Source organism: Thiorhodococcus minor, assembly GCF_010820565.1.
GTDB classification, from domain to species: Bacteria; Pseudomonadota; Gammaproteobacteria; order Chromatiales; family Chromatiaceae; genus Thiorhodococcus; species Thiorhodococcus minor.
This window is the reverse complement of record NZ_JAAIJQ010000024.1, coordinates 1-24,155: the sequence shown is the minus strand read 5'-3', so window position 1 is coordinate 24,155 and position 24,155 is coordinate 1. Positions and strand designations below refer to the sequence as shown.

Below are 24,155 nucleotides of genomic sequence, written 5' to 3'. Positions count from 1 at the left end.
GACAGCGCTTGCGGCTGCTGTCTTTCGCAGTCGATCTTCATCCCAGCACGGCGGAGCCTGGACATGCACATCATGGTACTTGGACTGCGCGGCTTCCCAGGGATACAGGGTGGCGTCGAGACGCATGCGGAGCAGCTGTACCCGCGACTTCGGGAGATGGGCTGCGACATCGAAGTGGCCGTCCGCTCGCCCTATTGGAGCCAAGCGACGCACGGCGGCATCCCCGGCATTCGATTCTCGCGCCTCTGGTGTCCGCGCAAGAACGGAGCGGAGGCCTTCGTGCACTCCTTTCTCGGCGTGCTCTACGCGGGCTGGAAGCGCCCGGACGTCCTCCATATACACGCCATCGGGCCTTCGCTGTTCGCCCCGCTCGCCAAGCTGCTCGGTCTGCGCGTGGTGGTCACGCACCATGGACCGGACTATGACCGCGAGAAATGGGGCAAGACGGCCAAGGCCGTCTTGCGGCTCGGCGAGCGCATGGGCGTTCAGTATTCGGACGAGCGGATCGTCATCTCGAACGTCATCCGCGACATCGTCAAAGAGAAATACCGCAAGGGCTCTTTCCGCATTCCGAACGGCGTCGAGATCCCAAAGGCGACCGCGCAAGGAGGAACGCTGGCGGAGCTTGGCCTGACACCCGAGCGCTACATCCTGACAGTCAGCCGCATGGTGCCGGAAAAGCGCCATCTGGACCTCATCGATGGCTTCGAGCGTGCACGACTCAGCGGCTGGAAGCTCGTCCTCGTCGGCGACCTGAGCGCCGAGACGCCTTACGTCGAGAGCGTCCGGGAGGCCGCACGGCACTCGGACGCAGTGGTGCTCGCGGGATTCCAAACCGGGCAGCCGCTCGCCGATCTGTTCGCCAATGCAGGCCTTTTCGTTCTACCTTCGACCCACGAGGGGCTGCCGATCGCGCTGCTGGAGGCGCTAAGTCATGGGCTTCCCGCCATTGCCAGCGATATCCCCGCAAATCTGGAGGTCGGACTGGATCGCGACCACTATTTCAGGGTCGGCGACCCGGCGGACTTGGCGAAGCGTCTCGTCGAGGTGAGCAGTGAGCAGCGCCCCTCGGATTATCGGATGCGTGTCCAGGAATGGGTCCGAAGCAACTACGATTGGAAAGACATCGCGCGCTCGACGCTCGGGGTCTATAAGCGCGTCCGACAGAACGGCTGGCGCCAGCGCCTCCAAATGGCCTGGATGCCCGAATAGCGAGGCCGACAGCCCGGCGCGCAGAGGCGGCGCGCTCGACCGCCCCGGATGGGCCAGACCTTGGCAGGGCCATCATCCTAGATCCGGCAGTTGACCGCTTCGTGCTTCATGCAATGCCTTGATCGCTTTCAAGATCGGGGGTTCCTGCTGGCTCACCCTCCGGGTGAAGCCCGCTACGGCCCCCAGTGCACGCCCCGCGCGGCGCCTGGCTGCGTTGCAGCGCGTTGCCGTAGCACCACGACGACGCCTCGTTGCGCCTTGCAAGACACCACGCTGGACGCACCCTGGAGGTCGTACAACCGCCGGATTAGTATCATCGTTCCGACCGACTCATCGAGGTATCTGCCTCAGCCACGCCCAGGCAGTACACATGGGTTATGCTCGAGCAAGCCAATCGAATCCGAGACTCCAACAAAGGCAGGGTGTCGATGCAGGTCCAGGAAATGCCGCAAGCCCATACCCTCAGCCGTTCGGCGCTACAGGCGTCGGCGGGCGGGAAGACAGATCGGTCAGAGCTGCCCGCCGAGGCGTCGCCCCCGACCTGCCGCGCGCCGCTCGCGCTCGCCGTCTGCACCCTCATCGCTCTCGGCCCGGCCCGGGCGAGCGACACCCCTTGGCTCGATGGCTTGCGCGCCATCCATCCCTATGCCGGCGTCGCACTGACCAGCGATTCCAACGTGCTCAGAAATCCCGACGGGCTCGGCGACGAGTCGGATGAGATCCTCAGCCTGGAGGCCGGTCTCGACACCGAGCTCAAGCTGAGTCGACAGCGGCTCCTCATCGACGGTCGCGTCGTCCACAACGACTATGATCGTCTGGACGCGCTCGACCATACGGCCGGAGACGCGCGCCTCGTCTGGAAATGGGCGGTTGGCAGGCTCTGGGAGGGGGATCTCGGATACCGCTACGAGCACAGGCTCAGAGACCTGGCGAACGACTTGATTCCCGCGAAAGACATGCTCGACCGTCATCGGGTTTTCGGCAGTGCCAACCGCTGGCTGACGACACGCTGGAGACTCGGGGGCGAGATCGATTGGACAAGGGTGTCAGCGAGCGAGACCCCTTCTCTGGACAAGGCGATCAACGGCTATGGTCTCAGGCTCGACTACATCAGCAAGGCGGACAACCGCGTCGGACTGCGGGCGAGATACGCCACGACAGCCTTCGACTCCGTCAGCGAGAGGGACTTCTATGACCTCGAGGTCGGCCCGACGCTGGATTGGAAACTGACGGGCAAGACGCGCATCGAGGCCACGGCGGGATACAAGGCCAGAACGCACGACAGCCTGTCCGAGCGCGACTTCGACGGCTTCGTGGGAGGCCTCGCGGCAACCTGGCGAATCACGGGAAAGACCTCCATCAAGGCCGCATTGTGGCGCGACATCAGCAACCTCGACGATGAGGTCGCGGATTATGCGATCGTCGACGGCGTCCGCGTCGAGCCGGCCTGGCAAGTCATGCCGAAGACGCGCATTCGCGCCCTGGCAAGCTACGAGCGCCGTGACTTTCGGGGAATTGGAGACGGCCAGCTCATCGCCGGACTCGAAGACCGTGAGGATGAGCTTCGCACACTCGAGCTTGGCATCGAGTGGCGTCCCCGCCAGCGAATCGCGGTCAACCTCAGCGTCGGCACGCAGTCACGCGATTCGAACCGCGCACTTCGAGAGTACGACACCAACTACGCCCGCATCGGCTTTAGCATCGGACTCTGAAGTCTTGGCGCCTGCCTCTCGGCTGGCCCTGCCCCGAGTCTGGCGCCAAGCCCCTGTCCAGCGTCAGACCCGACCTCAGAAGCCCTCGGGCCCTCCTCCCGGAATCCCATCTCACCGCGGCGGCGCGCCCTGCTCCAATTGCCAGGCGAAGGGCGGCGCAAGCACCCCCTCGCCAGCCGAGCCCCCGGTGATCTGCAAGGGATAGACGTGCCAATGGTAGTCATAGGCATAGCGCCAATCGGTCCGAAAGATGCCCACGTTGACGAAATAGGCGCCGCTCGCCAGATCCAGTCGCTGCAATGACAAGACTGCCGTCCCGTTGTCGATGAGCGCCTGCTCGCTCGCATGCCCAGTGCTCAAGTCCAGGCAGATGAAACCGTCCGCCGCGCGGCTGATACTGACATTGAAACGCGGGGAAGGAAGCGGCCTGTCGACGCGAAAGCCGATCTCGATGCGCAACGCCTCGCCAGGCTCGAGCGAGCCGCAGGGATGCAGTCTCACCTCCAAGATCTCGGCCTCCAGGGAGCCGAAGCGGTTGTGCTCCATCTCGAGCATGGCTCCGGAAGCGGAGCGCTCGGGTGCGCGTTGTGGCGTGCGGCGCTTGGTCTCCTGACGCATCTCCTCGCGGTAGCGCTGCGTGACCATCTCCGGCGGACCCTCGGAGACCACCTCGCCCTGACGCAGCCAGATCGCGCGATCGCAAAGGCCCGCGATCTGCTCCGGACTATGCGACACCAGCAGGATCGCGCACCCATCCGACTTGAGCGCGCGAATGCGCTCGAGGCACTTGGACTGGAAGGCGAGATCGCCCACCGAGAGAAACTCGTCGACCAATAGGACCTGGGGGTCCGTGTGCACCGCGATGGCGAATCCCAAACGCATCTGCATGCCGCTGCTATAGGTGCGAACCGGATTGTCGATCGCCTGCTCGATCTCGGCGAAGGCCAGGATCCGATCGACCCGCGCCGCGACTTGCCGACGCGTCAGGCCGGCTGCGATGCCCATCACGAAGAGGTTCTCACGCCCAGTGAGATCGGGCGAGAACCCAGCGCCGAGATCCAGCAAGGCACCGACCTTTCCTTGGGTACGAACGCGCCCTTCGTCCGCGCGGCCGACCCCACCGATGAGCTGCAGCAGCGTGGACTTGCCCGCGCCGTTCTGGCCGATGATGCCCAGCATCTCGCCGTCCGCCACCTCGAAGCTGACATGCCGCAAAGCCCAGAAATCGCCAGGCGAGCGCCTCGAGTGCCCCCAGGTCAGCAGACGCTCCTTCAAGGTCGGCGGCCGATCCCGACGACCGCCGCGAAACCGCTTGCCGAGATTCTGGACGCTGACCGACACGACGGATCAGATCTCCTCGACGAAACGCTGGCTCTGACGCTCGAAGACGCGATAGCTCAGCGGCAGCAAGACCAGCACCAGCACGACGACCGGCAGCAGCGACCCCCAGCTCGGTGGCTGACCTTCGATGAGGATCTGTCGATAGCCCGTCAGCAAGGGCACCATCGGATTGAGCGCGTAGAGATCGCGGTACTCGGCTGGGATCCGCTCGACCGAGTAGAAGACGGGCGTGAGATAGAAGAGCACTTGGAGCAAGCTCGTGAGGATGTGCTGGGTGTCGCGAAACGCCACGTTCAAGCCGGCCAGGAGATAGGACGCGGCCACCACCACGCCGAGCTGGATCAGCATCAGCAGCGGCAGCCAGGCGAGGGCCATCCCCAAGTCGGCCTGGTCGACGATGAGGAAGCCGAGCAGCACCGGCAGCGCCAGCGCGAAGTGGATGAGCCCGGTCACCGCGACCGCGACGGGCAGGATACTGACAGGGAATCCCGGCTGGCGAATGAGCGCGCGGTTGCCGATGATGGTCCCCGTGGCCTGAAGCGTGGATTTCTGCAGCCACTGCCAAACGAGCAAGCCCGTCAGCACATAGGACGCATAGTGCTCGACCTCGATGGCCAGAACCAGCCGAAAGATGAGGACGAAGGTCAGCAGCTGCAGCAAGGGCGTGATCAGCGTCCATAACACCCCCATCACGGAGCGCTTGTAGAGGATCTTCATTTCGCGCCCGACCAGCACCCAAAGGAGATCCAGGTAATGAACGACGCGCTGGTCGCCGAGCGACATCATCTGCTGCGGCCTTCGCGACGGACGCGACGATAGGATTGCCAGAGCGCCCAGGGTCCGGCCAAGTTGCCGCGGATCTCGAGTCGCATCAGCGCCCCCGGATACTGGCCTCTGCCGAGCATGGCGCGAGCCAGCCGCTTGAGCTGCGCGACCGGCAGATTCCAGAGGAGATACTTCAAGGCGCGCAGGTCGCCATCCTTGAGCAAGGTCGTGAGATGGTAGGCGACGTGGCCCTTGCTGTAGTTGTAGAGCTGGCTGCGCAGCGCGGCATCATCGCACCTGTGCCTATGCCAGACATAGGCGTCGGGCTCGTAGCAAAGGGCGTGTCCGGCCTTCAGGATCCGGTAGAAGAGATAGGTGTCCTCGCCCACTCCGGAAGGCATGCCGGCGCCAAGGGTCTCCTCCATTAAGCCAATCGCGGTGTTGTCGAAAAGGCTGCATCGGTAAGCGGAGTTGGCGGTACCGCCCAAATCCCAGGTACGCACGACACGACGTGCGCTAGCCTCGAAGAAGCGTCCATCGACCTCGAACCGCTCGTAGCCGCGCCCAAGCCCACCGTAGCGCTCAAATTGCTGCTGAGTCCTCTGCTCTAGCGCTAGCGGCAGGATGTGTCCCGTAACGGCCATGACATCGGCGCGCGCAAAAGGCGCAATCAGCCGCTCGAGCCAAGCCGGCGGCACCGTCACATCGTCGTCGGTGGTCACCAGAATCTCTCCGGTCGCCGCGAGGATCCCAGCATTTCGCGCATAAGCAGACCCTTGTCGCGGCTCTTCGACGCGCTCGACCTCCGGAAAGTCGGCGACAACCGGCGCAGTCAGCCCGGACAATGGATGGTTATCGACCACGATGATCTGGACAGGGCGGCGGGTCTCCAGCGCAATCAGGGATTCAAGGCAATTGCGCAGATCGTCCGGGCGATCATAGGTCGCAACCGCAATACTGACGGCAATGCTGTCTGGGAGCTGAGGCTCGACTCCCGAGGCCGGATAGCCGAAGTATCCTGCCAATGCGGCGGTCATGAGCGTCTCCCGCAGACGCGGGTCGAGCCGCTCGGGGAGCGCCAGCAATGGCTCCGCGAGCCGGTCGGCGATGGCTTCTGCCTGCTGAAGCCGACTCACGCCAGCACCCTGCACGGGGATCTCGACATGGCCGAGGAGACGCCCACAGGTCCGAACGAAGAGTCGGACCGCGCGGTATTGCCGAAGTCCTTCGAGTGGGACGAGCGGCTGGCCGAGGTCGATGTCCCGAACGGCGACCGCATCGCTCGCCTGCGCTGACTCCTGCGGACCTGGTGCAGACCAGGCTGGCCCCTGTGGTCCGGAGCGGCGCGCGATCTCGCGCGCCTGACGCCGAGATCGCGGATAGCTCGTCGTCCCGCGGATTCCCCCCAGCAGCTCGGCGCTGACGAGCGCGCGGGGAAAACGCCGTGGATAGATCCAGGAGCGCAGCCAGCGGCGCAGGTTCCAGGTGGCCATCCAGTAAGCGCCGATTCGCAAACAAGCGCGCCGCTGCCTTGGGTCGTGACGAAAGATCGCCGTCCATACCGCGAAGAGCGCGCCATTGCTGGCGATCTGTGTCTTGAGCTGCTCCAAAGTACGGCGATGGCGATGGCGAACCAGTGCACGAGGCTCGTACATCAGCGTATGGCCAGTCGCGAGCACGCGGAAGAACATCTCCAAGTCCCCGCCCCCGCGCGTGAGCGTACCCACGTCCAGCGCAGGATCGAACATGCCGACCTGATCGAAGAGACTGCGCCGATAGGCCATGTTGGCGCCTGTGCCGAACTGCCCCAGGCCGAGCAGCTGCCAAGGCAGGGGCTGCCCCCGTGGCACGCGCCACCAGCGTGCCCGAAAACCGCGCCCGAATCCGCCATACTCCTCGAACAGCACCTGCGCCTCGGTCTCAAGCTCGAAGGGAACGACCAGGCCGGTGATCGCCATGACATCCGGGTGCTCGAGGAAGCCGCGCGCGATAGCCTTGACCCAGCCAGGGTCGACGACCACGTCGTCGTCGGTGTAAGCGAGGATCTCGCCCTGGGCCTCGAGGATCGCGCGGTTGCGGGCCCAGTCGAGCCCCGGGCGCGGCTCGCAGACATAGCGGACAGCGGGGAAATGCTCGCGGACGAGCGCTGCCGTCTCCTGCGTGGCCGGCGCATTGTCGACGACAAGCAGCTCCAGGTCGTCGTAGTCGAGCCGCGACAGCGCAGCCAAGCAAAGGCGCAGATCCTCGGGGCGATCGCGGGTGCAAACGGCGACCGTCACCTTGGGCGCGAGCACGCCGAGCTGGTCCGAAAAGCCATCCGAATGGACCCAGGGCGCCAAGAGCCGAGCGAGGTCGAAGCGGTCCGTCGCCGGCGCTTCCTCCAGCAAACCTGCCCGCGCGAGCGCCCGCGCAAGATCGGGCCGAATGGTCTCCACGAGCCGCCGACCCAAGGTTGCCGCCGAGCAGCGGCCGAGCGTCACTGGCGCACGCAGATAGGCGATGGGCGCGCCCCGCAGACGCACGATCGCCAGCAGCCCCTGATAGCCGTCGAGCCCGGTGACGTCCGTCAATGGCGCCGTCAGCTCGAGATCGATCACCTTTATCGGATGGGTCATCCCATGCTCCTCGAAGAACGCCAGTTCAAGTGCTCGTCACTGGGAGGTCGAAGCAACGCTGCCATGCATCGATACGCCTGCGTCGGCGGATCTCGATCTGTGTGGCGAGCGCACTGCCGTCAGGCACCTGCGAGCCGACCTGAACGGTCGTCGCTGCGCCCCAGTCTCCGCCGCAGTCGCTAAGCCTGGGCAAGGCCCCTCCTGCGCGCGGACGCCGCAAGCCAACGCCGGCCAATCCGATACGCCCGAGGCTACGCCAGAATCGCCGATCGAGGAGGCAGGCAGGATCCGATCGCGACACCGAGAGCACCAGGCGTGGCCAAGCGGGGCACAGCCTTTGTCGCGTGCAGCGCTCGAGGAGATAGAGCAGGTATCTGGCCCGTGACCAACGCATGAGCTGACGCGGAATGGCTCGCCCGCGCGATTGAAGATGCTCCAGCATCAAGGCGTAAGAGCGCAGCATGGCGCGCGTGTCGAGCGACATGCTGTGCGCAAGCTGACGGTAGGCGACCAGGCATTCGGGCTGGAAGCGAAACTCGCAGTGCTCGGCAAGCCGGAAGTAGAGGTCCCAGTCTTCGCACCCTTGGGCGCGAGCCGCGAAGAAACGCTCGTCATAGAGCCCGCTGCGCTCCAGGCAGGTGCGCTTGATCAAAGGGGTACTGGCGCTCCCGAGCAGGTTCCCGAGCAGCAGCTGAAGCCAAACCACGCCCTCTGCGGGACGCCGAAGTGCGCAGGTCGCGAGTATTCGGTCCTGCTCGTCGATGCTCACCTGAGGTGAATAGACGACGCCGACCACGTCGGGCGCATCGCGCAACTGCCGCAGCTGTCTCTCCAGCTTACGCGGGTGCCAGAGATCGTCCGCGTCGAGCGGGGCGATGTAGTCGCCGCGCGCCGCATCGATCGCGAGATTCCGCGCCGCAGCGACTCCCCGATTCGGCTGGCGGAGCAGCCGAATCCGCGGGTCCTGCCGCTGACGCGCGCGCACGACGTCCACGCTCGCGTCCGTCGAGCCGTCGTCGACGACCAAAATCTCGAGACTCTGGTAGGTCTGGTGCGTCACCGAGCTCAGCGTCGCGCCGATGAAGCGCATGCCATTGAAGAGAGGAATGACGACAGAGATCAGCGGCTGCATGCTCCTGTCAGGCCAAATCGGCCCATCCCCCCCGCGCGCGCAGCGCCCAATGGGCGACGGCGAGACCCTGCGACCTCGGCAGCAGCCAAATGAGACCGAGCAGCAGCGACGCTGCGATGGCTGGTGGGAGCTTCGCCCACTCCGCCCGCAAGGGCGCGGCCATGAAGCGGGTGAGCCGCTGGGGGCGAGCGCGCCCACTGGCACGCGCCACCACGAATTCGATCAGGATATCGCGCCAAGAGCGCTTCCAGCGCTTCCAGGCCGCACGATCCGCTGGCAGCCCGAGCGCCTCGACGTGATCGGCGAGGAAATCGACCTTCCAATCCTGCTTCTCGAGATAGGCCCGCATGCTGTCCTGGGTCAGCACCCGGCTGCCATACCAGGCATTCTTGCCGTGGATCCGATACTCGACGACGGCTCGCGGCACGGACTCGATGCGTCCGTACAAGGGGGCGAGGTCGGGCAGGTAGTCGTCGAGCCAGCCCCTGCGGGGGAGCGGGAAGACGCTGCTCAGAAAGGATCGCGACCAGGCATTGCCAGAGGTGTAGGCATGCGCAAGGGGCAGGAGTCCGTGGCGCAGCACTGCGTCCCGATAGCAGCCCGACGCGGGCAGACGCCTGGGGAGACGCTGACCGAGCCGCTTGCCCAAGCGGTCGATGGTGAGCATGTAGCCCTGCGCCTTCACCACATCGGCACGCTCTGCGAATGGACGTGACAGCATCGCGACCGCATCCGGCAGCAAGACGTCGTCGGCGTCCAGAAACAGCACGACGTCGCCGCCGCTTTGCTCGAAGCCCGCCATTGCCGCGCCGATCTGACCTCGGCGGGCTACGCGGATACACCTCGCCCTCGGCTCGAACGTCCGCATCCTCTTCCAGGAGTCGTCGCTCGACGCGTCGTCGACGACGATCACCTCGACCGAGGGGTGTGTTTGGTCCAGAGCACTCTGGATTGCACTGCAGACATAGTCGCCGTAGTTGAAATTCGTGATGACGACACTGACCAGTCCCGTGGATGTCGTGACCATGGCTGACGTGGAGTCTCTCGCTAGCCCAGGTGAGAGCGCGGTGACCAAGCTCTCGGCAACAGCCCGCGGTCAGCGGGCGATTCCCGCCAGACGGCCGAGCTAGCCGGCTTTAGACCAAGGTCTGCTCAGCTCCTCGAGCACAGCGCCTAGCGTCGAAGTCGCGCCGAGACGGCGTCGTCCCTTGGGCGACGCGACCATCGCATCTTGAGTCCTAATGTAGCAGCTTCCCCGACTTTCGGAGGGCCTCCGGGGCATGCGCCTACACGCCTGACGCACACCAATCGTAGTCGGATCGACTGAAATGCCTCAGCGACCGGGCATCAAGCTCAATGATCGGTCATCAAGGTACCGGCGAAGAAGGCGCCGGTCGCCGCCAGGCGATCGGCGAAGGCCTTGAGCTGACGCTCCCGTGTTCTGTTCTTACGCGCGACCATGAGCACAGCGTCCACGGCCGGCGCGACCAGCTCGGCATCGGGAAAGCGATCGCCGGCGGGCGTATCGACGAGGATGACGTCATAGTGCGCCTTGGCCTCCTCGATCAGGCCCGCCAGCTGACCGCGTCCCAGCAGCTCCGATGGGTTGGGCGGCAGTGGACCGGCCGTCACCAGAGAGAGGTTCTCGACGAAGGGCACCTGGCGAACGACGTCTTCCGGCGTGTATCCACACAGCAGCCGGCTCAGCCCAGGAAACTGACGGATCCCGAAGTTCTCGTGCTGCTTCGGGTGCCTGAAATCCGCGTCGAGCAGCAGGGTGCGGTAGCCCGCGCAAGCGAAAGAGACGGCCAGGTTCGCCGCCAAATGGCTGCGGCCCTCGCCTGGCTCGGCGCTGGATACGGCGAGCGCCTTGCGTCCTCCAAGCAGGACGTTCGACATCAGGCGCCCCGCCAGCGCGCGCAAGGTTTCCGCGTAGGGACCGCTGGGCGCGGTCATGGTCACCAGGTCGCGTCCGTATCTCGACGAGACGAGGGGCGCGTGTACGGCATCGAACTGACGTGCCAAGGCCCACGAGAGCTCGGCCCCGCTGATCAGTCGCAGGCGCAGGCAGCACTCCCCGAAGAGGATATCGAGGTCGCCTTGCCGCTGCAGCGCGAAGTCCCGATCCTCGCCGTCGATCACGCCGAGCGAAACCAGGATCTCGCCCAGCTTCATTTGCGAGAAGCCGCTTGCGATGCTCTTGGCTGGGCAGGCACGCTCGCGAAAGACGGCCGGGAGCAGATGGTCCGCCGCATAGGCGCGCGGCGCACCCGCGGCGACGGCTCTTTCGGCATCAGAGGCTTGGTTTCGTTGCATCGTCAGATCACCTGCAAGGAGTCGGAAAGGTCGGTCAGAAAAGGCTTTCCTTGACCTGTACGACGTCGCTCGCTTGGACGCGCTGCGTCAGGTCGGCCGGGAGCACGTCCTCGCCACCAGAGGCGTTGGGGCGCCGGATCTTCATACCCCGCTCGGTCCCCTTGTCGGTCAGTCCGCCGGCGACCGCGAGCGCCTGCATCACCGTCATGCCCGGCTCGAGCCGATAGGCACCAGGCTTGTTGACTTCGCCATAGACGTAGAAGCGATCGGCCCTTGGGATGTAGACCTTGTCGCCGGCGACGAGACGAGGCACCTGAGCCCCCAGGCCGCCTTGGATGAGCGCGTCCAAGCTCACGCGCGTGCGCGTCTCACCGGATCCGGCCGCGTGAATGATGATTGCCTCGTCTCCGGCCTCATCGCTCAAGCCGCCCGCCTGAGAGATCAGATCCATCAGATTGCTCCGCCGCGTAATGACATAGACCCCTGGATTGGCCACCTCCCCCAGCATGGTCACCATCTGACTCTGATAACGATCGATGATCAGGTTGACCTGGGGCGACTTGACGACTTCTCGCTGCGAGAGGGCGCGCGCCAGCCGCTGCTCGGCCTCGCGCGTCGTCAAGCCGGCGATGACGACCTCGCCGACGTTGGGGAAGTTGATGCTCCCGTTGTCTGCGACCTGGACGAGCAGCTCGAGGTCGGGGTGACCGTAAACGCTGATTCGCACGACGTCGTCCACGCCGAGTCGATAGGGATCGGACCGACCCGCGAGCGCGGAACAAGCGGTCGCAAAGAGGATAACGATAAGAAACAGGCTCTGACGCTTCATCGTAGTCTTCCTGTGTTTCAGCTCCGAGAGATCGAGGTGAGGCCCGCGAGGAAGCAGTCGGCACAGAACCCTCGAAGGTGCGCGAGCAAATTCCGCACCTAAATCGATGCAGATTGACTTGTGGTTGTCACGAAACCGCGAGCGATGCCGTTGGAGTCAGGTCACTGGAGGCAGGACTGAGACCACAACGCAGGAAAGGCGCCATGCTTCGTCATGCCGGACGGAAAAGGTGGCGCCGAGACGACCCTACCATTGCAGAGGTAAGGATGCTTAGGCTCCAGAGCAAGCGAGCTCAGGGGCTCGTACCCAGCTCGAGGGACCGCCGAGCCGGAATCGAATCGACGCACGGAGCAGCCGCTGGGGTGCGGGGTGCTCGACGCGGCCGGATAGCTCGGGGCGACGAGCATGCAAGGAATCCAGCGCGCTTCCGAGGAGGGAGTGAATGGACGAAGCCCGCGGACCATCCCAATTGGCAGAGGATCGCGAGCCCCGGGGCGTCCCTGCCCCGATCTGGTCTAGGGTCGGATGAGGATCGCCGCATCATAGGGGTCGATCGTCACCTGATTCAGACTCGCCCCGTTGTTGATGGAATCCTGCCCCGTGCCACGTATGCGCCTCAAGGTCTCGCCGAGCGCGACCGTCCGGCGGGTGGGCGTCGCATTGACCACGACCACGGCGTTGTCGAAATCACGCCGAAAGACGTTCGCATTGCCCTCGAAGACATAGACCGAGTCGATCCAGACCTCGGTATTCTCGCGCCCCACCTCGAACCGGATATCGTAGCTCCCGGTTCCCGTCGCCCTGAAGGTCACCACGCGGCGGACCCAGGCATCGGGCACCTCCATCTTCTGTACCGTCTGCCAGCCAACCGCGGCCTGGAGGGTTCGCGGCTCGCTCGACTTGGCGGCGAAGGCCAGCGTGTATTCCCTGCCCGCCGTCAGACGCACGGATGGCCCCACCACCTGAGCGCCCGACTTCGACGCGGTGAAGCTATTGTGGCGGCTGATGTGCAAGGCGCCCGAGCCGTCGAGGAAATCGCCCGGCGAGGTATCTCGGTAGACGGAGACGTTGCGCCCCGACCAGTCGCCGAGGGCCGAGTCGAAGCTGCCGCCACTGAGCAGATTGCGCTCAGGCGCGAAGCTGGCCTCGTCATAGACGCGATAGCTCGGCCCGAGGGGATAGCCCATCCAGCCTTTGTGGCGCCTGATGGCGGACTCGTTGCTCGGATTCGACGCGATCGCCTGCCCGAAGGTCGAGGAGCCGGGCACCACGTCGACGGCATATTCGTCGTACCAGGCGTCGTCGGTGTTCCAATTCTCCTGCGAGAAATAGCCATCGTTCATCAGCGCCAAGCCGAAGCTGAAGCGGAAGGGCGCGTTGCTGGTCGGCCAGACGTCCGCCTGATTGGGATAGGCGAGCGTTGGCATCTTGCTGGAGAGCTCGGTGTATCTCGGCCCCATGCCGCGATGGTGCATATTGACAAGGTAGGCTGACAACTTTCCATCGAGATCCCGATAATCCGGGACGGCGCTGTTGAAATTGCCGCTCTTCGGAAAGCCTTCCAGCTGGGTGCCGTTGAGACTGTCGTAGCCGCGCGCCTCGGTCACGCCCCCGGTGATGATCACGTTCGGCAAGCGCTGACGCAGCAGACGATAGAAGCGCTCGACCCCCTCGCCCCAAAGATTGGTGCCGTCCGCGGCGATGCCGTTGTCGAGCACCAGGTCGTTGTTCACGTCCGGCTGCTTGTTGTGGCCCGACTGCTCGAGGAAATGGAAGTCCGAGTCGAACAGGATGCCGTCGATCCTGGCGCCAGTGACATTGCCGCGCTCCCCCAGGTCATAGTTCTCGGCAAGCCACGCGGCCATGACCTCGCCGAGCGTTCGCCCGCTCGCATCCCGAGGCGAGGCCGTGCTCAGGTTGTAGGCCCAATTCAGCGGGTTCTGAGCCTCCCCGTTACCCAGGACATGCTCGGCGACGATCGAGCCCGCCGCGTGTGAAACCGCAGTCGATTTGTAGCCGCGGCTCGCGAGCGTCAGGGTGTTGTTGCTGCGATTCACCGACTGCACGCGGACGTGCTCCGCGTTGTTGAACGCACCCGGGCCGCCGTCATAGATGACCACGTAACGGCCTGCCGTGAACCCACTGGCATCGTCGACCTGCAAGGTGGTCGCGCCCGCACTGACCCAGCTTCGGAGGCGGGACCCAGGGGCATAGAGCCAATGCCCGGCATACATATTGCATCCCTGCGATGCAGGCCCTGTTCCGCCGAACGGCATGCCGGAGCCCTGGTAGCAAGCGTTGCTCTCGGGCCAGCCCTGGTATTCCAGGGGGCAGAAGAAGCGGAACCCTTTAACCTCTGGGTTGATCGCTTGAACATCATCGAGATAGCCGAACGAGAAGCCTTTCAGATGGACGACGTCATACTTCGAGAACTGCTGAGCAGTCCCATAGCCCTTGGTGTCGCCGGTGCTCAGTCGCGGAAAGGGGACGTCGTCGATATCGGACGGGAGCGAGGTCGTCACGCGATCGCCGCTCTGCGCATCGGTCAGATAGGGATACTGGCCGGTCGGCGTCGGGTCGGTTGGAGGATCATCGGGCGGATTGGAGCCGCCCCCGCACTCGCCGAGCGTCAACAGATCGAAGGGCGCGCCGACAGCGCTCCGGCCTGGGCCGACGAAGACGTTGGCGTCACCGTTGCCGGTATCGAGACAGGCGCTCGAGCCCCCGGCCAGACGGAAATTCAAGCCATCCTGATAGACGCCGCCGACGATCAGGTCGTAGTCGATGCGACTGGGATCGGAGGTATCCAGCCCGTCATTGGCCTCGAGGGATACCGGCGACACGGAGAGAAAGGACTGATCCGCAACCACTGCGCCAGAATTGGTCGCGTAGGTTTGGTGGCCTCCACCCGCAATCCGCAGACTCCACTGTCCGCTATCGCAGTCCTGCCAGAGGAAGGTCCCCGCATCGGTCGAGGCGTTATAGCTCGGCGCGCCGCAAGAAAAGTCAGAGGCGCCGCAAGCCCCGAGGGTCAAGAGGCTGAAAGGCGTCGTGACGGGCGTGCGCCCGGGTCCGACGAGCAGTTGAGCGCCCGTGCTAGTGAGGTCGACACAGGCCTCGGCACCATCCGGGTAGCTGAAGTCGAAGGCGTCGTACCAGCTTCCGAAGACATTGAGCTGAAAGTCGATGTCCGTGGAGCCGCTGACGTCGACGACGTCGTTGGCCTCCAACAGTCTGCGCACCACCGTCGTGACGCCCTGACTGCCGGTGATGGCGCCGGAATGCGCGATGGGGACTTGGCTGCCGCCGGCGGTCGCGGTGACCGTCCAAACGCCTGTCGCGCAATCCTGCCACAGCAGGACCGCGGATTCCGATGAGGCCTGGAGCGAAGGGGCGCCGCAAACCTCAGGGGCGGCTTGCACCCAGGTTCCAGGTAGCCAAGCCAAGAGCAGCAGCGCGCCGGCGCCAGGCAGCTTGTGCCCGTGGCGAAGGCGGAAGGAGCCACCTATCGAGCGTAAGCGCAACGTCGCGCCGGCCAATGCCCGCGGCGACCGCGCGAGAGATGTACGTCTATCAATCATTTGGGATGTCTCCAACGACATCGTCGTTCTTAAGTCCGGCCCGCCGCTAGGGCGGGCCCCTGAAGCCATCCTTAGTCGTGGATAAGTCGCGCTGCGGTGGGCAATCTCCGGAATGCGATTTCCTGCCCCGTGCGCCCGGTGCTTTCTCGACCCCAAGAGAGTCCCTTGAGAAAGCGCCGCAACGCCCACAACGAACGCCAACGGATGTGCTAGCCCTGCTCTTTAGAACGACGTTAGGCCATCCCAAGTCTTGGCCCCCTCACACGCCCAACGACGTGCCTCGAGCCACAATCACACGCACCGTAGACGCAGCCTTAGTTGGCCACAAGCGACTGCGGGCGCAGTCTAGGAAAATCCCCCACCCTCGGATACCGCCCTCCGCAGCTCAATTGCGCGAAATCACATATTTAAGCCACTAGTTTCAAAGGGCTTCTTAGATTGCTCAAAAAACTCAAAAAGCTTGCATGAACTGCATAGACATCTTGCACGCGGAGCCGGCCAGAAGAGCACATTATGAGTAATTCGAGCCCGAGAGGGAGGTTGCGGGCTCATTGCCAGACCCTGCGGCGAAGAGAGAAGCCGAGGTCTCGAGCCTGGCTGTTGAGCCTAGATCCGGCGGTTGGACGGGCTTCACCCGGCGGGTGAGCCAGCAGGAAACCCCGATCTTGAAAGTGATCAAGGCCTTGCGTGAAGCACGAAGCGGCCAACTGCCGGATCTAGGTTGAAGAGTCGCTCGCACCGAGCGGCACGGGATGCTCCGCGAGCATGGAAGGAGAGATCTGCGGCGGCGGCCTCAACGGCCGCAGACGCATCGCTGCCAAGCCCGAGCACCGCAGGATGCCAGAGCAGTTGCGCCACTGGCCGAGACTTCGGATTCCGGCTCAACGCGGACCAACGGGATCTGGTCGGCTTTCGTAAAGCTGTATTCCGAGCCTAACACTTTGGATTCCCGCCCCAGCCATGGCCAGGATGAGGACGGCTCGATGGTAGCCCCCTCGACACGGGCGTCGGACGACGGACGACAGGCTCGAAGGCTGAGGAATACCCGCCACACAGGCCCAGCCTAGCTCGCCCGGCGACAGGCCTCGGCCAGCCTTCCCCCCTGGGGCGCACTTCACGTTTCGTTGAGCGAGCCAGGCGCTCGGACATCTCGAGCTGAAGACCACGACGCCCCGGACGCACCCCTTGGCACCCTAGTTGCTGATCAACTCCCGCAGTCTCGGTAGCAAATGATTGCTGTCAACCACTCAGGAATTCTCGAGCGCGACCTTCTCCCTTCCCAACTGGCTCCCTTTCCGAATGGACTCAGCCGGGGTACCGGCGGAGCTCAAGGAAGCTGCATGGAGCACGCCCCAAGCGATTGTTTCTAGAGAGCTCCTGAAAAGAATCTAGGGTCGAAACTGGACTATGAGGTGCGAATTGTGGATCGATCACGTTTCCTGAGCAGAGTCGGCGGTGGCTGTCTGCTAGCAATCGGTCTAGCCGGTGCGGCAACCCCCGCCACGGCTGAGATCAGCTTCTCCAATGTCACCGGATCCTCTGGAATCACCGACACGGGCGAGACCTTCTCGACCGGCTGGGGCGACTTCGCGGGCACGGGATTCCCCGGCATCTGGCTGAACAAGCATCAGTACACGCCGACGCGAATCTTCTACAACCTGAGCGGCAGCGGCTTCACCGAAGTAGCGGACGACGTCCTCAAGAATGAGGAGGGAGTCCCGAGCCCGCAAACCGATTTCAATATTCCTCGTGCCGAGACGGGACCCGGCGAGTTCAGCTACTTCGCCGATACGCACGGCCAGACGAGCGCCGACTGGGACAACGACGGCGACCAGGACGTGCTGGAAGTGACCGGAGCCGGTTACATCTTCCCCCTCTGGGAGAACGACGGGCTGGGTAACTTCGAGTACCGTGGCGATGAGCTCGGCTTCGCCTACCCCCTGACCTGGGAGCGCCGAGAAAGGCCACCGATCGGCGGCCGAGACTCCCTCTTCTTCGACTACGACCGAGACGGCTGGCTGGACGCCATGGTCATGGCGCGGGAGAACTATTCCGCCTATCGGACCCCCACCGCCATCTTCCGCCAGGAGCGGATCGGCGGCGAGTCCTTCTTCACGCTCGACGAGTCGACCGGTGTCGTGCCAGACGAGGGCACTGGCCCCTTCCCAGGCACCGCCTGCGAGTTCGGAGCGATGGCGGAGCTCTCTGGCGACAGCGTGCTGGACGTCATCTGTAGCGACTCCCAGATCAGCGCAATCTGGGATGTCTCACAGCTGCCCTTCGCCGATCTGCGGCCAGTCGTCGGGGACGAGATCTTCAACCGCTACCCCGCGGACCTGGCGATCGGCGATTTCAACAACGACCTGCGCACCGACATCATGGCGCCAACCTTCGCGGGCGCGGACTACGTGCGGAACCTGGTCGGCGTCGTGGACGGTCAGACGCTGCACGGCTGGTTCAACACGAGCGTTCCCTCCAACAGCGGCTTCAATTTCTCGGCGACCGGCAACGTGACCTTCGAATTCGACTGGTGGACCGAAACGCCGAATATCTTCATCGGCGCCGACGGGAGCAATCCCGACCTGGCCACCAATCTACCGACCATGCCTTTTCAAGAGCTTGGTCATGGCGATCCAAATCATGTCGTGGTGACGCTCTCGCCGACCGAGGCGCAAGGGCTCGCGCCCATCTTCGTGCCTGAGGACAACGACGGCGACCCGATAACAGGCGTATTCATCGGTTATGTCGACGGCGAGTGGCGGGTGCGCTTCTCCGGCATCGAGCGCTGGAATGTAGGGATGGTCATCACCGCCCAGAGCGGCATCTCCGGATTGACCTCGGTCGGCGGTACAAAGATCGGTCAGGACACCGGCGGAAACGCGCTGCTCTTCCTCCAGAGCGAAGACCACGAGCTTGTCTTCAGCGGCGGCAATGTACAGGCCGTCAACCGCTCCTGCACTGCTGCGGCCGCGGCGGACTTCGACAACGACATGGACCTCGACGTCTTCTTCGCCTGCTCCGGACAGCTGTCCAATCTGCCCGACATCGTCTATGAGAATCAGGGTAACGGCACCTTCGTTGCCTTACCCGCGGCCGGCGGCGCCGAGGGTCAAATGCCGCTTGGGCGGGCCGACTCTGTCATGGTCGCCGACTATGACGAAGACTGCCGCATGGACGTCTATGTCACCAACGGGCATCACTTCAGGCCGTCTTCCTACGCAGGCATCCATCAGCTCTTCCGCAACACCACCAGCGATGGCAACCACTGCATCCAGATCGACCTGGAGGGCACGGTCTCCAACCGCGACGGCATCGGCGCCATCGTCTACGCCACCACACCCGACGGCACGGTCCAGAAGCGTGACCAAAACGGCGGCAAGCACAAGAAGGCTCAGGACTATCAGCGCGTCCACATCGGCCTGGGCACCAACCAGAGCGTGGATCTCGAGGTCCACTGGCCGAGCGGGATCGTCGAGACCTTCGCCAACGTCGCAGCCGATCAGGTGGTCGAGCTGGTGGAAGGAACTGGCGGGACTGGCCCAAGCTACAGCCTGAGCGTCGACGACCCGACCGTCACCGAGGGGAGCGACACGCAAGCGCTCTTCACGGTCAATCTGAGTCCGGCGCCAGGCGCGGGCGAGACGGTGCTGGTCGACTACCAGACGGCCAACGGCAGCGCGCAGGCGGGCAGCGACTACACCAGCACCAGCGGTCAACTGAGCTTTGGCGAGGGCGACAGCAGCTTGACGGTCAGTGTGCCGATCCTCGACGACGGCACGGCCGAGCCCAACGAGACCTTCACCCTGCAGGCCAGCAGCAGCGAGGCCAGCCCGGCAAGCGGAACTGCCACCATCCAGGATGACGACGGCAGTGGCGGCGATCCGACCTGCGGCATGCCCACCTTCGACCCTGCGGTCGACCGAGGCGTCTATCTGTGGAACGACTGCGGCACCAATGACTGGCACCTGCGCATCACCGGCGGCGGCAGCGGCCAGTACCTCAATCATCTCGGGACCCTCGTCGCTGACGCACCCTTCGTCTCCGTCGATGGATTCTCGGTGGAAGCCAACGACACGCTCGACGTGGCGGGCAGCCAGATCGACTTCGGCCTGATCGTCGGCGGCGTCTACGAGGACGGCATCGACTTCACCCTGGCCGAGGGCGCATCCGTCTGCTTCACCCTGACCAGCCCGAGCGGACTCGCTGTCTTCGGAGGAGTGGATGCGGATCCAGTCAGCCTCCCGGTGAGCATGCCCGGATTCGGGGACTGCGGCGGCGGTGGCGGGGATCCCACGGATCCGACCTGCGGCATGCCCACCTTCGATCCGGCGAGCGACCGTGGCGTCTACCTCTGGAAAGACTGTGGCACGGACGATTGGCATCTGCGCATCACGGGTGGCAGCAGCGGCCAGTACCTCAACCATATCGGCCAACTGGTTGCGGACGCGCCCTTCCTGGATGTCAGCGGCGTCTCGATCGAGGGTAACGACACGCTCGATATCGGCGCCAGCCAGGTCGACTTCGGCCTGATCGTGGGCGGTATCTACGAGGACGGCATCGACTTCACCCTCGCCGAAGGGGCAAGCGTGTGCTTCAGCCTGACCAGTCCGAGCGGCCTCTCGGTCTTCGGTGGGGTCGACGCCGACCCGGTCACGCTGCCGGTCAGCATGCCTGGCTTCGGTGCCTGCGACGGTGGCGGTGGCGACCCCACTGATCCAACCTGCGGCATGCCGAGCTTCGATCCAGCCAGCGACCGCGGCGCCTTCCTCTGGAAAGACTGCGGCACGGACGACTGGCACCTGCGCATCACCGGCGGCGGCAACGGGCAGTACGTCGGCCACGTCGGCAGCCTGGTCGCGGACGCGCCCTTCGTCTCGGTCGATGGCGTCTCGATCGAAGCCAACGACACGTTCGACATCACGGCGAGCCAAGTCGACTTCGGCCTGATCGTCGGCGGCATCTACGAGGACGGCATCGACTTCACCCTGAGCCAAGGGTCGAGCGCCTGCTTCACCCTCGACAGCCCGACGGATGTCTCGGTGTTCGGCGGGGTGGATGGCACCGACGTCGGCTCTCCGGTAGGGGTTCCCGGCTTCGGGGCCTGCGCTGTGCCTTAGCGGCCTCGACTCGGCAGGGACGCCGAGGGACCACGGACGGCATCATGAAAGCGGCCGCCAGTCTTGCCAAGACTGGCGGCCGCACCTGGAAGGGACTCATCACTCCTCAGACGCGCAAGATCGAATTGCGCTCAGATCCCACCCCTCCAGACGCTCGAGCTCCCAGTCAGATCCAGAGCGGCCCCAGACCGCACGCCAATGCCCAGCGCGGCCAGATCCGACCCGCAGGGCAGCCAGGCTCGCGAGCACGCCCGACACAAGGCGGGGCCGACTACCGGGCTTGGTGAAAGGTGCCAACGAGACAGTTGACGATCTTGGTCGCAAAGGCGTCCGTCATCCCGCGCGCGCGGAAATGCGGCACATTGAGCCGAGACACGAAGCAGACCCTGTACCGTCCTGGCCCCAGGCCGTTCTTGCAACAGAGCCGCCGCGAGGCCGCCTGCCGGCCCGAGTCAGGACCGAAGGCTAGTCCGAATTCCGACGGCGCTTTCCGCGCTTTGCTTGGGTGTTCTCGGTTACTCCGGCCCAGCGGGAGACCGGCCCCGAGCAGACAGCCTTGCCAAGAGCGGTCGACTTCGCCTAGCACTCGCCAGTGCAGGCAGCGGCAAGACAAGCGCTCACAGGCGGAATCGCGACCACCATCGACGGTCGGAGCAACGCCTGCCGGATCGCTCAAGCAGGCATAAGCTTGCCGGTTTCGATATCACTCAGCAGGCCGCGCAAATCCTGCTTCGTCAAGCCGAGCTTGGCGGCGATTCGATTCAGGAAGGCCCATTCCGCGGTCGAGACGGAGCCGTCCGTCAGGGCCATCAGCGCAAGCAGCTCCAGGTCGTCGCGCGTCGCCTCCCCGGCCGCGGCTGGATCTCGCTGTGCGGCGGCAACCAGTGTCTTCATCTGGGTGGGGGTGATGCGATTGGCGCCTGCCCAGTTGCTGAGGAGCTTCAGCTCCTTCTTGCTCAGCTGTCCATCCGCCATCGCCAGGGCCGCCAGATGGGTGAAGGTGCGCTCGACCGGCCCCTCCTCCGGGATCAACGCCTCCTGAGGCCGGCCGGACGCGGCGGTTGGCTGCACCCTGGGTGCCGCCCCCGGGGGCAGTGACCGGGACTCGGGAGCGCGCTGGACAGAAAGACGCTGATCCAGGGCCGACTTGGCATTGCGGCTCGCATGGCTCGAGCGGCGCAGGAGCCAGATGCCCCCGCCGACGAGCAGCGCCAGCGGAAGGGCCAGCGTGAGCGGGTTGTGAAACAGCAGACCTGTGACCATCAGCAGCAGTGCGAGCGAGACGCCAAGTGCCAGGCTCAGCAGGAAGACACCTGATTCGACCACCCTGCCGATCACAGGAATGCGGTAGAGCAGGCTCGCAAAGACACTGAAGAAGATGAAGAAGCCCAGGATGAGCGCCACCGTCCCGCCGCCGCGCACGAGCCAGCGCTTCTTGACGAGATCCGCCTTGATCTTGGCCAGCGCCGTCTCGCGGTCGCCATTGACCAGATGGTGAAGAATCCCGTCGTCGGCGATGATGTCGGCGATGAAGCCGTCCCGCTTCTCGAGCTCGAGACTCACGCCCCGGCCACCGGAGATGGTGCCGAAGTAAGAGGCGTCCGAGCTGTTGGGAATCGCACGATAGCTGACGCGCTCGTCCCCGAGACCGTCGCCGCGTCCCTTGTCCAGGTAGAAGTAATCCGCCGAGGCGCGGAGCCCGAACGAGACGCCTCGGGGGCTCAGAGCCATCTGCCGGATCGGAATCCTGATCCGCTCGTCGACGAAATGGATGTCGCGCGGCGCGATCTCCAGCGTGCCGAGCTCATAGCGATCCGGATAGAGCGTCGTCGAGGACAGGCGTTGGCTGAGGCCGGAATTGCGCGAGTTGCTCTCTAGCCCTGAGTGCCAGCCGCGGCTCCAGGTGGTGTTGCCGTCGGAATCCGTCGACTCGTCCCAGGAGTAGATCTCGGCACTGCGGTAGACCACGTGGTAACCGGTCAGCTCGGTCACATAGTCTCCCGCGATCGGGATGTCGGTGCGCAGCCTATCCGTGTAGGCGATGGGATCGCCAGCCAGCTCGGCAGGCGCCGCAATCACGCGGGCATCCCGCGCTGCCGCGTAGTAATCGAAACGGCCCTCGTTCTGCCACAGGGCCATGCCCCCACCGATGACCAGTGTCGGCCCAAAGAGCAGGGCCGCAAGCTTGCTGTTCTTCTTCCTCGCCATGATCTCGCCCCATCCACACCGCAGCTCGGGTCAATTCCGCACGCCTTGCCCACTCGGCTCGCGCTTCGACGAGAGTTTACCCTGAAGGATGCCGCCGGCCTTCAGTGGGCTCCTCTTCGCAATCGGACACTTGGGCGACTTCCAGGAACCTTAATTCTGCCGAAGATTCTCGGAATTCGCCGAAGCTGCCCGATTCCGGAGCGGCACTTGGCACTCGCTAAGGAAGGTCGGGAATCGACTTAGAGCGGTCACCGACGGGGCCAAGCCGACTGACTCAGCTGTCCCAGCAGTCACCGACCGATCGAAGGTCAGCGAACGCTGAAGGACGACGACGCGCGCGGCCAGGTCTTCGGCGCCGCGTACGGTCGAGGCGATTGGCGACAATCTCGCCCACCGCCGCGGTGCGCTTCTCCAGTCAGGCGGCAGATCGCTATCGGGAGATCGGATATTCAGCCAAGGAGGGCGTTGCCAGAAGCAACCTGGCCGCGATTCTGCGCCGGCTCGGCCGTCTTGACGAGGCGCGCCGGGAGGTGCATCGGAGCAGCGAATGCAAGGCAGAATTCGGTCATGCTGCCGAGCCTTGGAAGACCTGGGATATTCTCTCCGACATCGAACGAGACACCGGCAATCCGGATGCCGCCCTTGACGCCCGCGCCAAAGCCGTGGCCGCCTATCTGGCCTACCGGCGCGATGGCGGCGAGAACCGCTCCCCTCCAGGCCAATTGGCTCTGAGAATTAGCGAGCTCCTGCTCGCCGACGACTCAGCCACCGCCGAGGCGCTGCTGAGCGAGGGACTCGCGCACCAGGACCTGCCCGACGTGGCGCGCTCCTTCCTCCAGTCTCTGCTGACCATCTGCCAAGGCAGCCGCGACCCCGCCTTGGCCGACACCGAGGGCTTGGATTACAAGATGTCCGCCGAGATCCTGCTCCTGATCGAGCGTCTGACGCAGCAGCCGTAGGGCCTTCCACGGAGCGGTTCCGCAATCGCGCAGCACAGGGAGCTGGCAGATCGCCCTACCGGGCATTTGCCCTAGGCTCTGATAAGCTGTCTCACATAACGGCACCTGATTATTCACGAATCTCAGCCGACTCAGCCCCCACCGGCCTAAACTTCAAGTAGGGCAATCGGTTGGAGAGACGCCATGGCACAGAATCAGATTCAGTTTCAGAAGGGCTTGAGTCTACAGCAGTTTCTGGCGGACTACGGAACCGAGGAGCAGTGCGAGCAGGCCCTTGAGCGCTGGCGCTGGCCACAGGGGTTCATCTGCCCGCACTGCGGTCATCAGCACGAACCGGTGCGCCTGCGCACGCGAGCGCTGCTGCAGTG

General features: G+C 64.6%; 14 protein-coding genes. 5 read left to right on the top strand and 9 right to left on the bottom strand.

Annotated features, from left to right (window positions below; genetic code table 11):
- The first annotated feature begins 63 nt into the window (after positions 1-63).
- Entirely contained in the window at positions 64-1,212 is a 1,149-nt protein-coding gene (locus G3446_RS09960; RefSeq protein ID WP_164452685.1) for a glycosyltransferase family 4 protein, read from the top strand.
- A gap of 443 nt (positions 1,213-1,655) precedes the next feature.
- Positions 1,656-2,924, top strand: coding sequence for an outer membrane beta-barrel protein (locus tag G3446_RS09955; protein ID WP_164452684.1), 1,269 nt, complete (start codon positions 1,656-1,658; stop codon positions 2,922-2,924).
- A gap of 111 nt (positions 2,925-3,035) precedes the next feature.
- Here the strand turns inward: G3446_RS09955 and G3446_RS09950 are convergent, their stop codons facing one another.
- From G3446_RS09950 to G3446_RS09915, 8 genes are all read right to left on the bottom strand, one after another.
- Complete coding sequence (locus tag G3446_RS09950) at positions 3,036-4,265, bottom strand: ATP-binding cassette domain-containing protein (RefSeq protein WP_164452683.1); 1,230 nt, start codon at positions 4,263-4,265, stop codon at positions 3,036-3,038.
- A 6-nt stretch (positions 4,266-4,271) separates the two neighbouring features.
- Entirely contained in the window at positions 4,272-5,051 is a 780-nt protein-coding gene (locus G3446_RS09945) for an ABC transporter permease (protein ID WP_164452682.1), read from the bottom strand.
- A complete protein-coding gene (locus G3446_RS09940) occupies positions 5,048-7,645 on the bottom strand; it encodes a glycosyltransferase (RefSeq protein ID WP_164452681.1) in 2,598 nt (865 codons plus the stop codon). The genes G3446_RS09945 and G3446_RS09940 overlap by 4 nt, the downstream gene beginning before the upstream one ends.
- A gap of 25 nt (positions 7,646-7,670) precedes the next feature.
- Entirely contained in the window at positions 7,671-8,777 is a 1,107-nt protein-coding gene (locus G3446_RS09935; RefSeq protein ID WP_164452680.1) for a glycosyltransferase family 2 protein, read from the bottom strand.
- A 7-nt stretch (positions 8,778-8,784) separates the two neighbouring features.
- On the bottom strand, positions 8,785-9,804 hold the full coding sequence (locus tag G3446_RS09930; protein WP_164452679.1) for a glycosyltransferase family 2 protein: 1,020 nt from the start codon (positions 9,802-9,804) through the stop codon (positions 8,785-8,787).
- A 326-nt stretch (positions 9,805-10,130) separates the two neighbouring features.
- Positions 10,131-11,093 (bottom strand): polysaccharide biosynthesis tyrosine autokinase, encoded by a 963-nt coding sequence (locus tag G3446_RS09925; RefSeq protein WP_164452678.1) that lies wholly within the window; start codon positions 11,091-11,093, stop codon positions 10,131-10,133.
- Between the two features lie 34 nt (positions 11,094-11,127).
- Complete coding sequence (locus G3446_RS09920) at positions 11,128-11,922, bottom strand: SLBB domain-containing protein (protein WP_164452677.1); 795 nt, start codon at positions 11,920-11,922, stop codon at positions 11,128-11,130.
- Positions 11,923-12,437: 515 nt separating this feature from the next.
- Complete coding sequence (locus G3446_RS09915; RefSeq protein WP_164452676.1) at positions 12,438-15,503, bottom strand: putative glycoside hydrolase; 3,066 nt, start codon at positions 15,501-15,503, stop codon at positions 12,438-12,440.
- A 1,421-nt stretch (positions 15,504-16,924) separates the two neighbouring features.
- Here G3446_RS09915 and G3446_RS28955 point away from each other — a divergent pair.
- Positions 16,925-20,620, top strand: a complete 3,696-nt coding sequence (locus G3446_RS28955; RefSeq protein WP_164452675.1) for a Calx-beta domain-containing protein — start codon at positions 16,925-16,927, stop codon at positions 20,618-20,620.
- 672 nt (positions 20,621-21,292) lie between these two features.
- Here the strand turns inward: G3446_RS28955 and G3446_RS09905 are convergent.
- A complete protein-coding gene (locus G3446_RS09905) occupies positions 21,293-22,828 on the bottom strand; it encodes a TMEM43 family protein (protein WP_164452674.1) in 1,536 nt (511 codons plus the stop codon).
- A gap of 374 nt (positions 22,829-23,202) precedes the next feature.
- On the opposite strand from G3446_RS09905, the gene G3446_RS09900 reads away from it, so the two are divergent.
- Positions 23,203-23,787: a hypothetical protein gene (locus tag G3446_RS09900; protein WP_164452673.1), complete on the top strand. Its 585-nt coding sequence runs from the start codon at positions 23,203-23,205 to the stop codon at positions 23,785-23,787.
- Positions 23,788-23,970: 183 nt separating this feature from the next.
- A partial coding sequence (locus G3446_RS09895; RefSeq protein WP_164451031.1) for a transposase occupies positions 23,971-24,155 on the top strand: 185 nt, incomplete at its 3' end.

Bases quoted from the DNA above. Each gene is read 5' to 3' on its own strand.
- G3446_RS09920 (WP_164452677.1), bottom strand. From the start codon at position 11,922: ATGAAGCGTCAGAGCCTGTTTCTTATCGTTATCCTCTTTGCGACCGCT.
- G3446_RS09930 (WP_164452679.1), bottom strand. From the start codon at position 9,804: ATGGTCACGACATCCACGGGACTGGTCAGTGTCGTCATCACGAATTTC.
- G3446_RS09960 (WP_164452685.1), top strand. From the start codon at position 64: ATGCACATCATGGTACTTGGACTGCGCGGCTTCCCAGGGATACAGGGT.
- G3446_RS09940 (WP_164452681.1), bottom strand. From the start codon at position 7,645: ATGACCCATCCGATAAAGGTGATCGATCTCGAGCTGACGGCGCCATTG.
- G3446_RS09935 (WP_164452680.1), bottom strand. From the start codon at position 8,777: ATGCAGCCGCTGATCTCTGTCGTCATTCCTCTCTTCAATGGCATGCGC.
- G3446_RS09915 (WP_164452676.1), bottom strand. From the start codon at position 15,503: ATGATTGATAGACGTACATCTCTCGCGCGGTCGCCGCGGGCATTGGCC.
- G3446_RS09925 (WP_164452678.1), bottom strand. From the start codon at position 11,093: ATGCAACGAAACCAAGCCTCTGATGCCGAAAGAGCCGTCGCCGCGGGT.
- G3446_RS09945 (WP_164452682.1), bottom strand. From the start codon at position 5,051: ATGATGTCGCTCGGCGACCAGCGCGTCGTTCATTACCTGGATCTCCTT.
- G3446_RS09905 (WP_164452674.1), bottom strand. From the start codon at position 22,828: ATGGCGAGGAAGAAGAACAGCAAGCTTGCGGCCCTGCTCTTTGGGCCG.
- G3446_RS09955 (WP_164452684.1), top strand. From the start codon at position 1,656: ATGCCGCAAGCCCATACCCTCAGCCGTTCGGCGCTACAGGCGTCGGCG.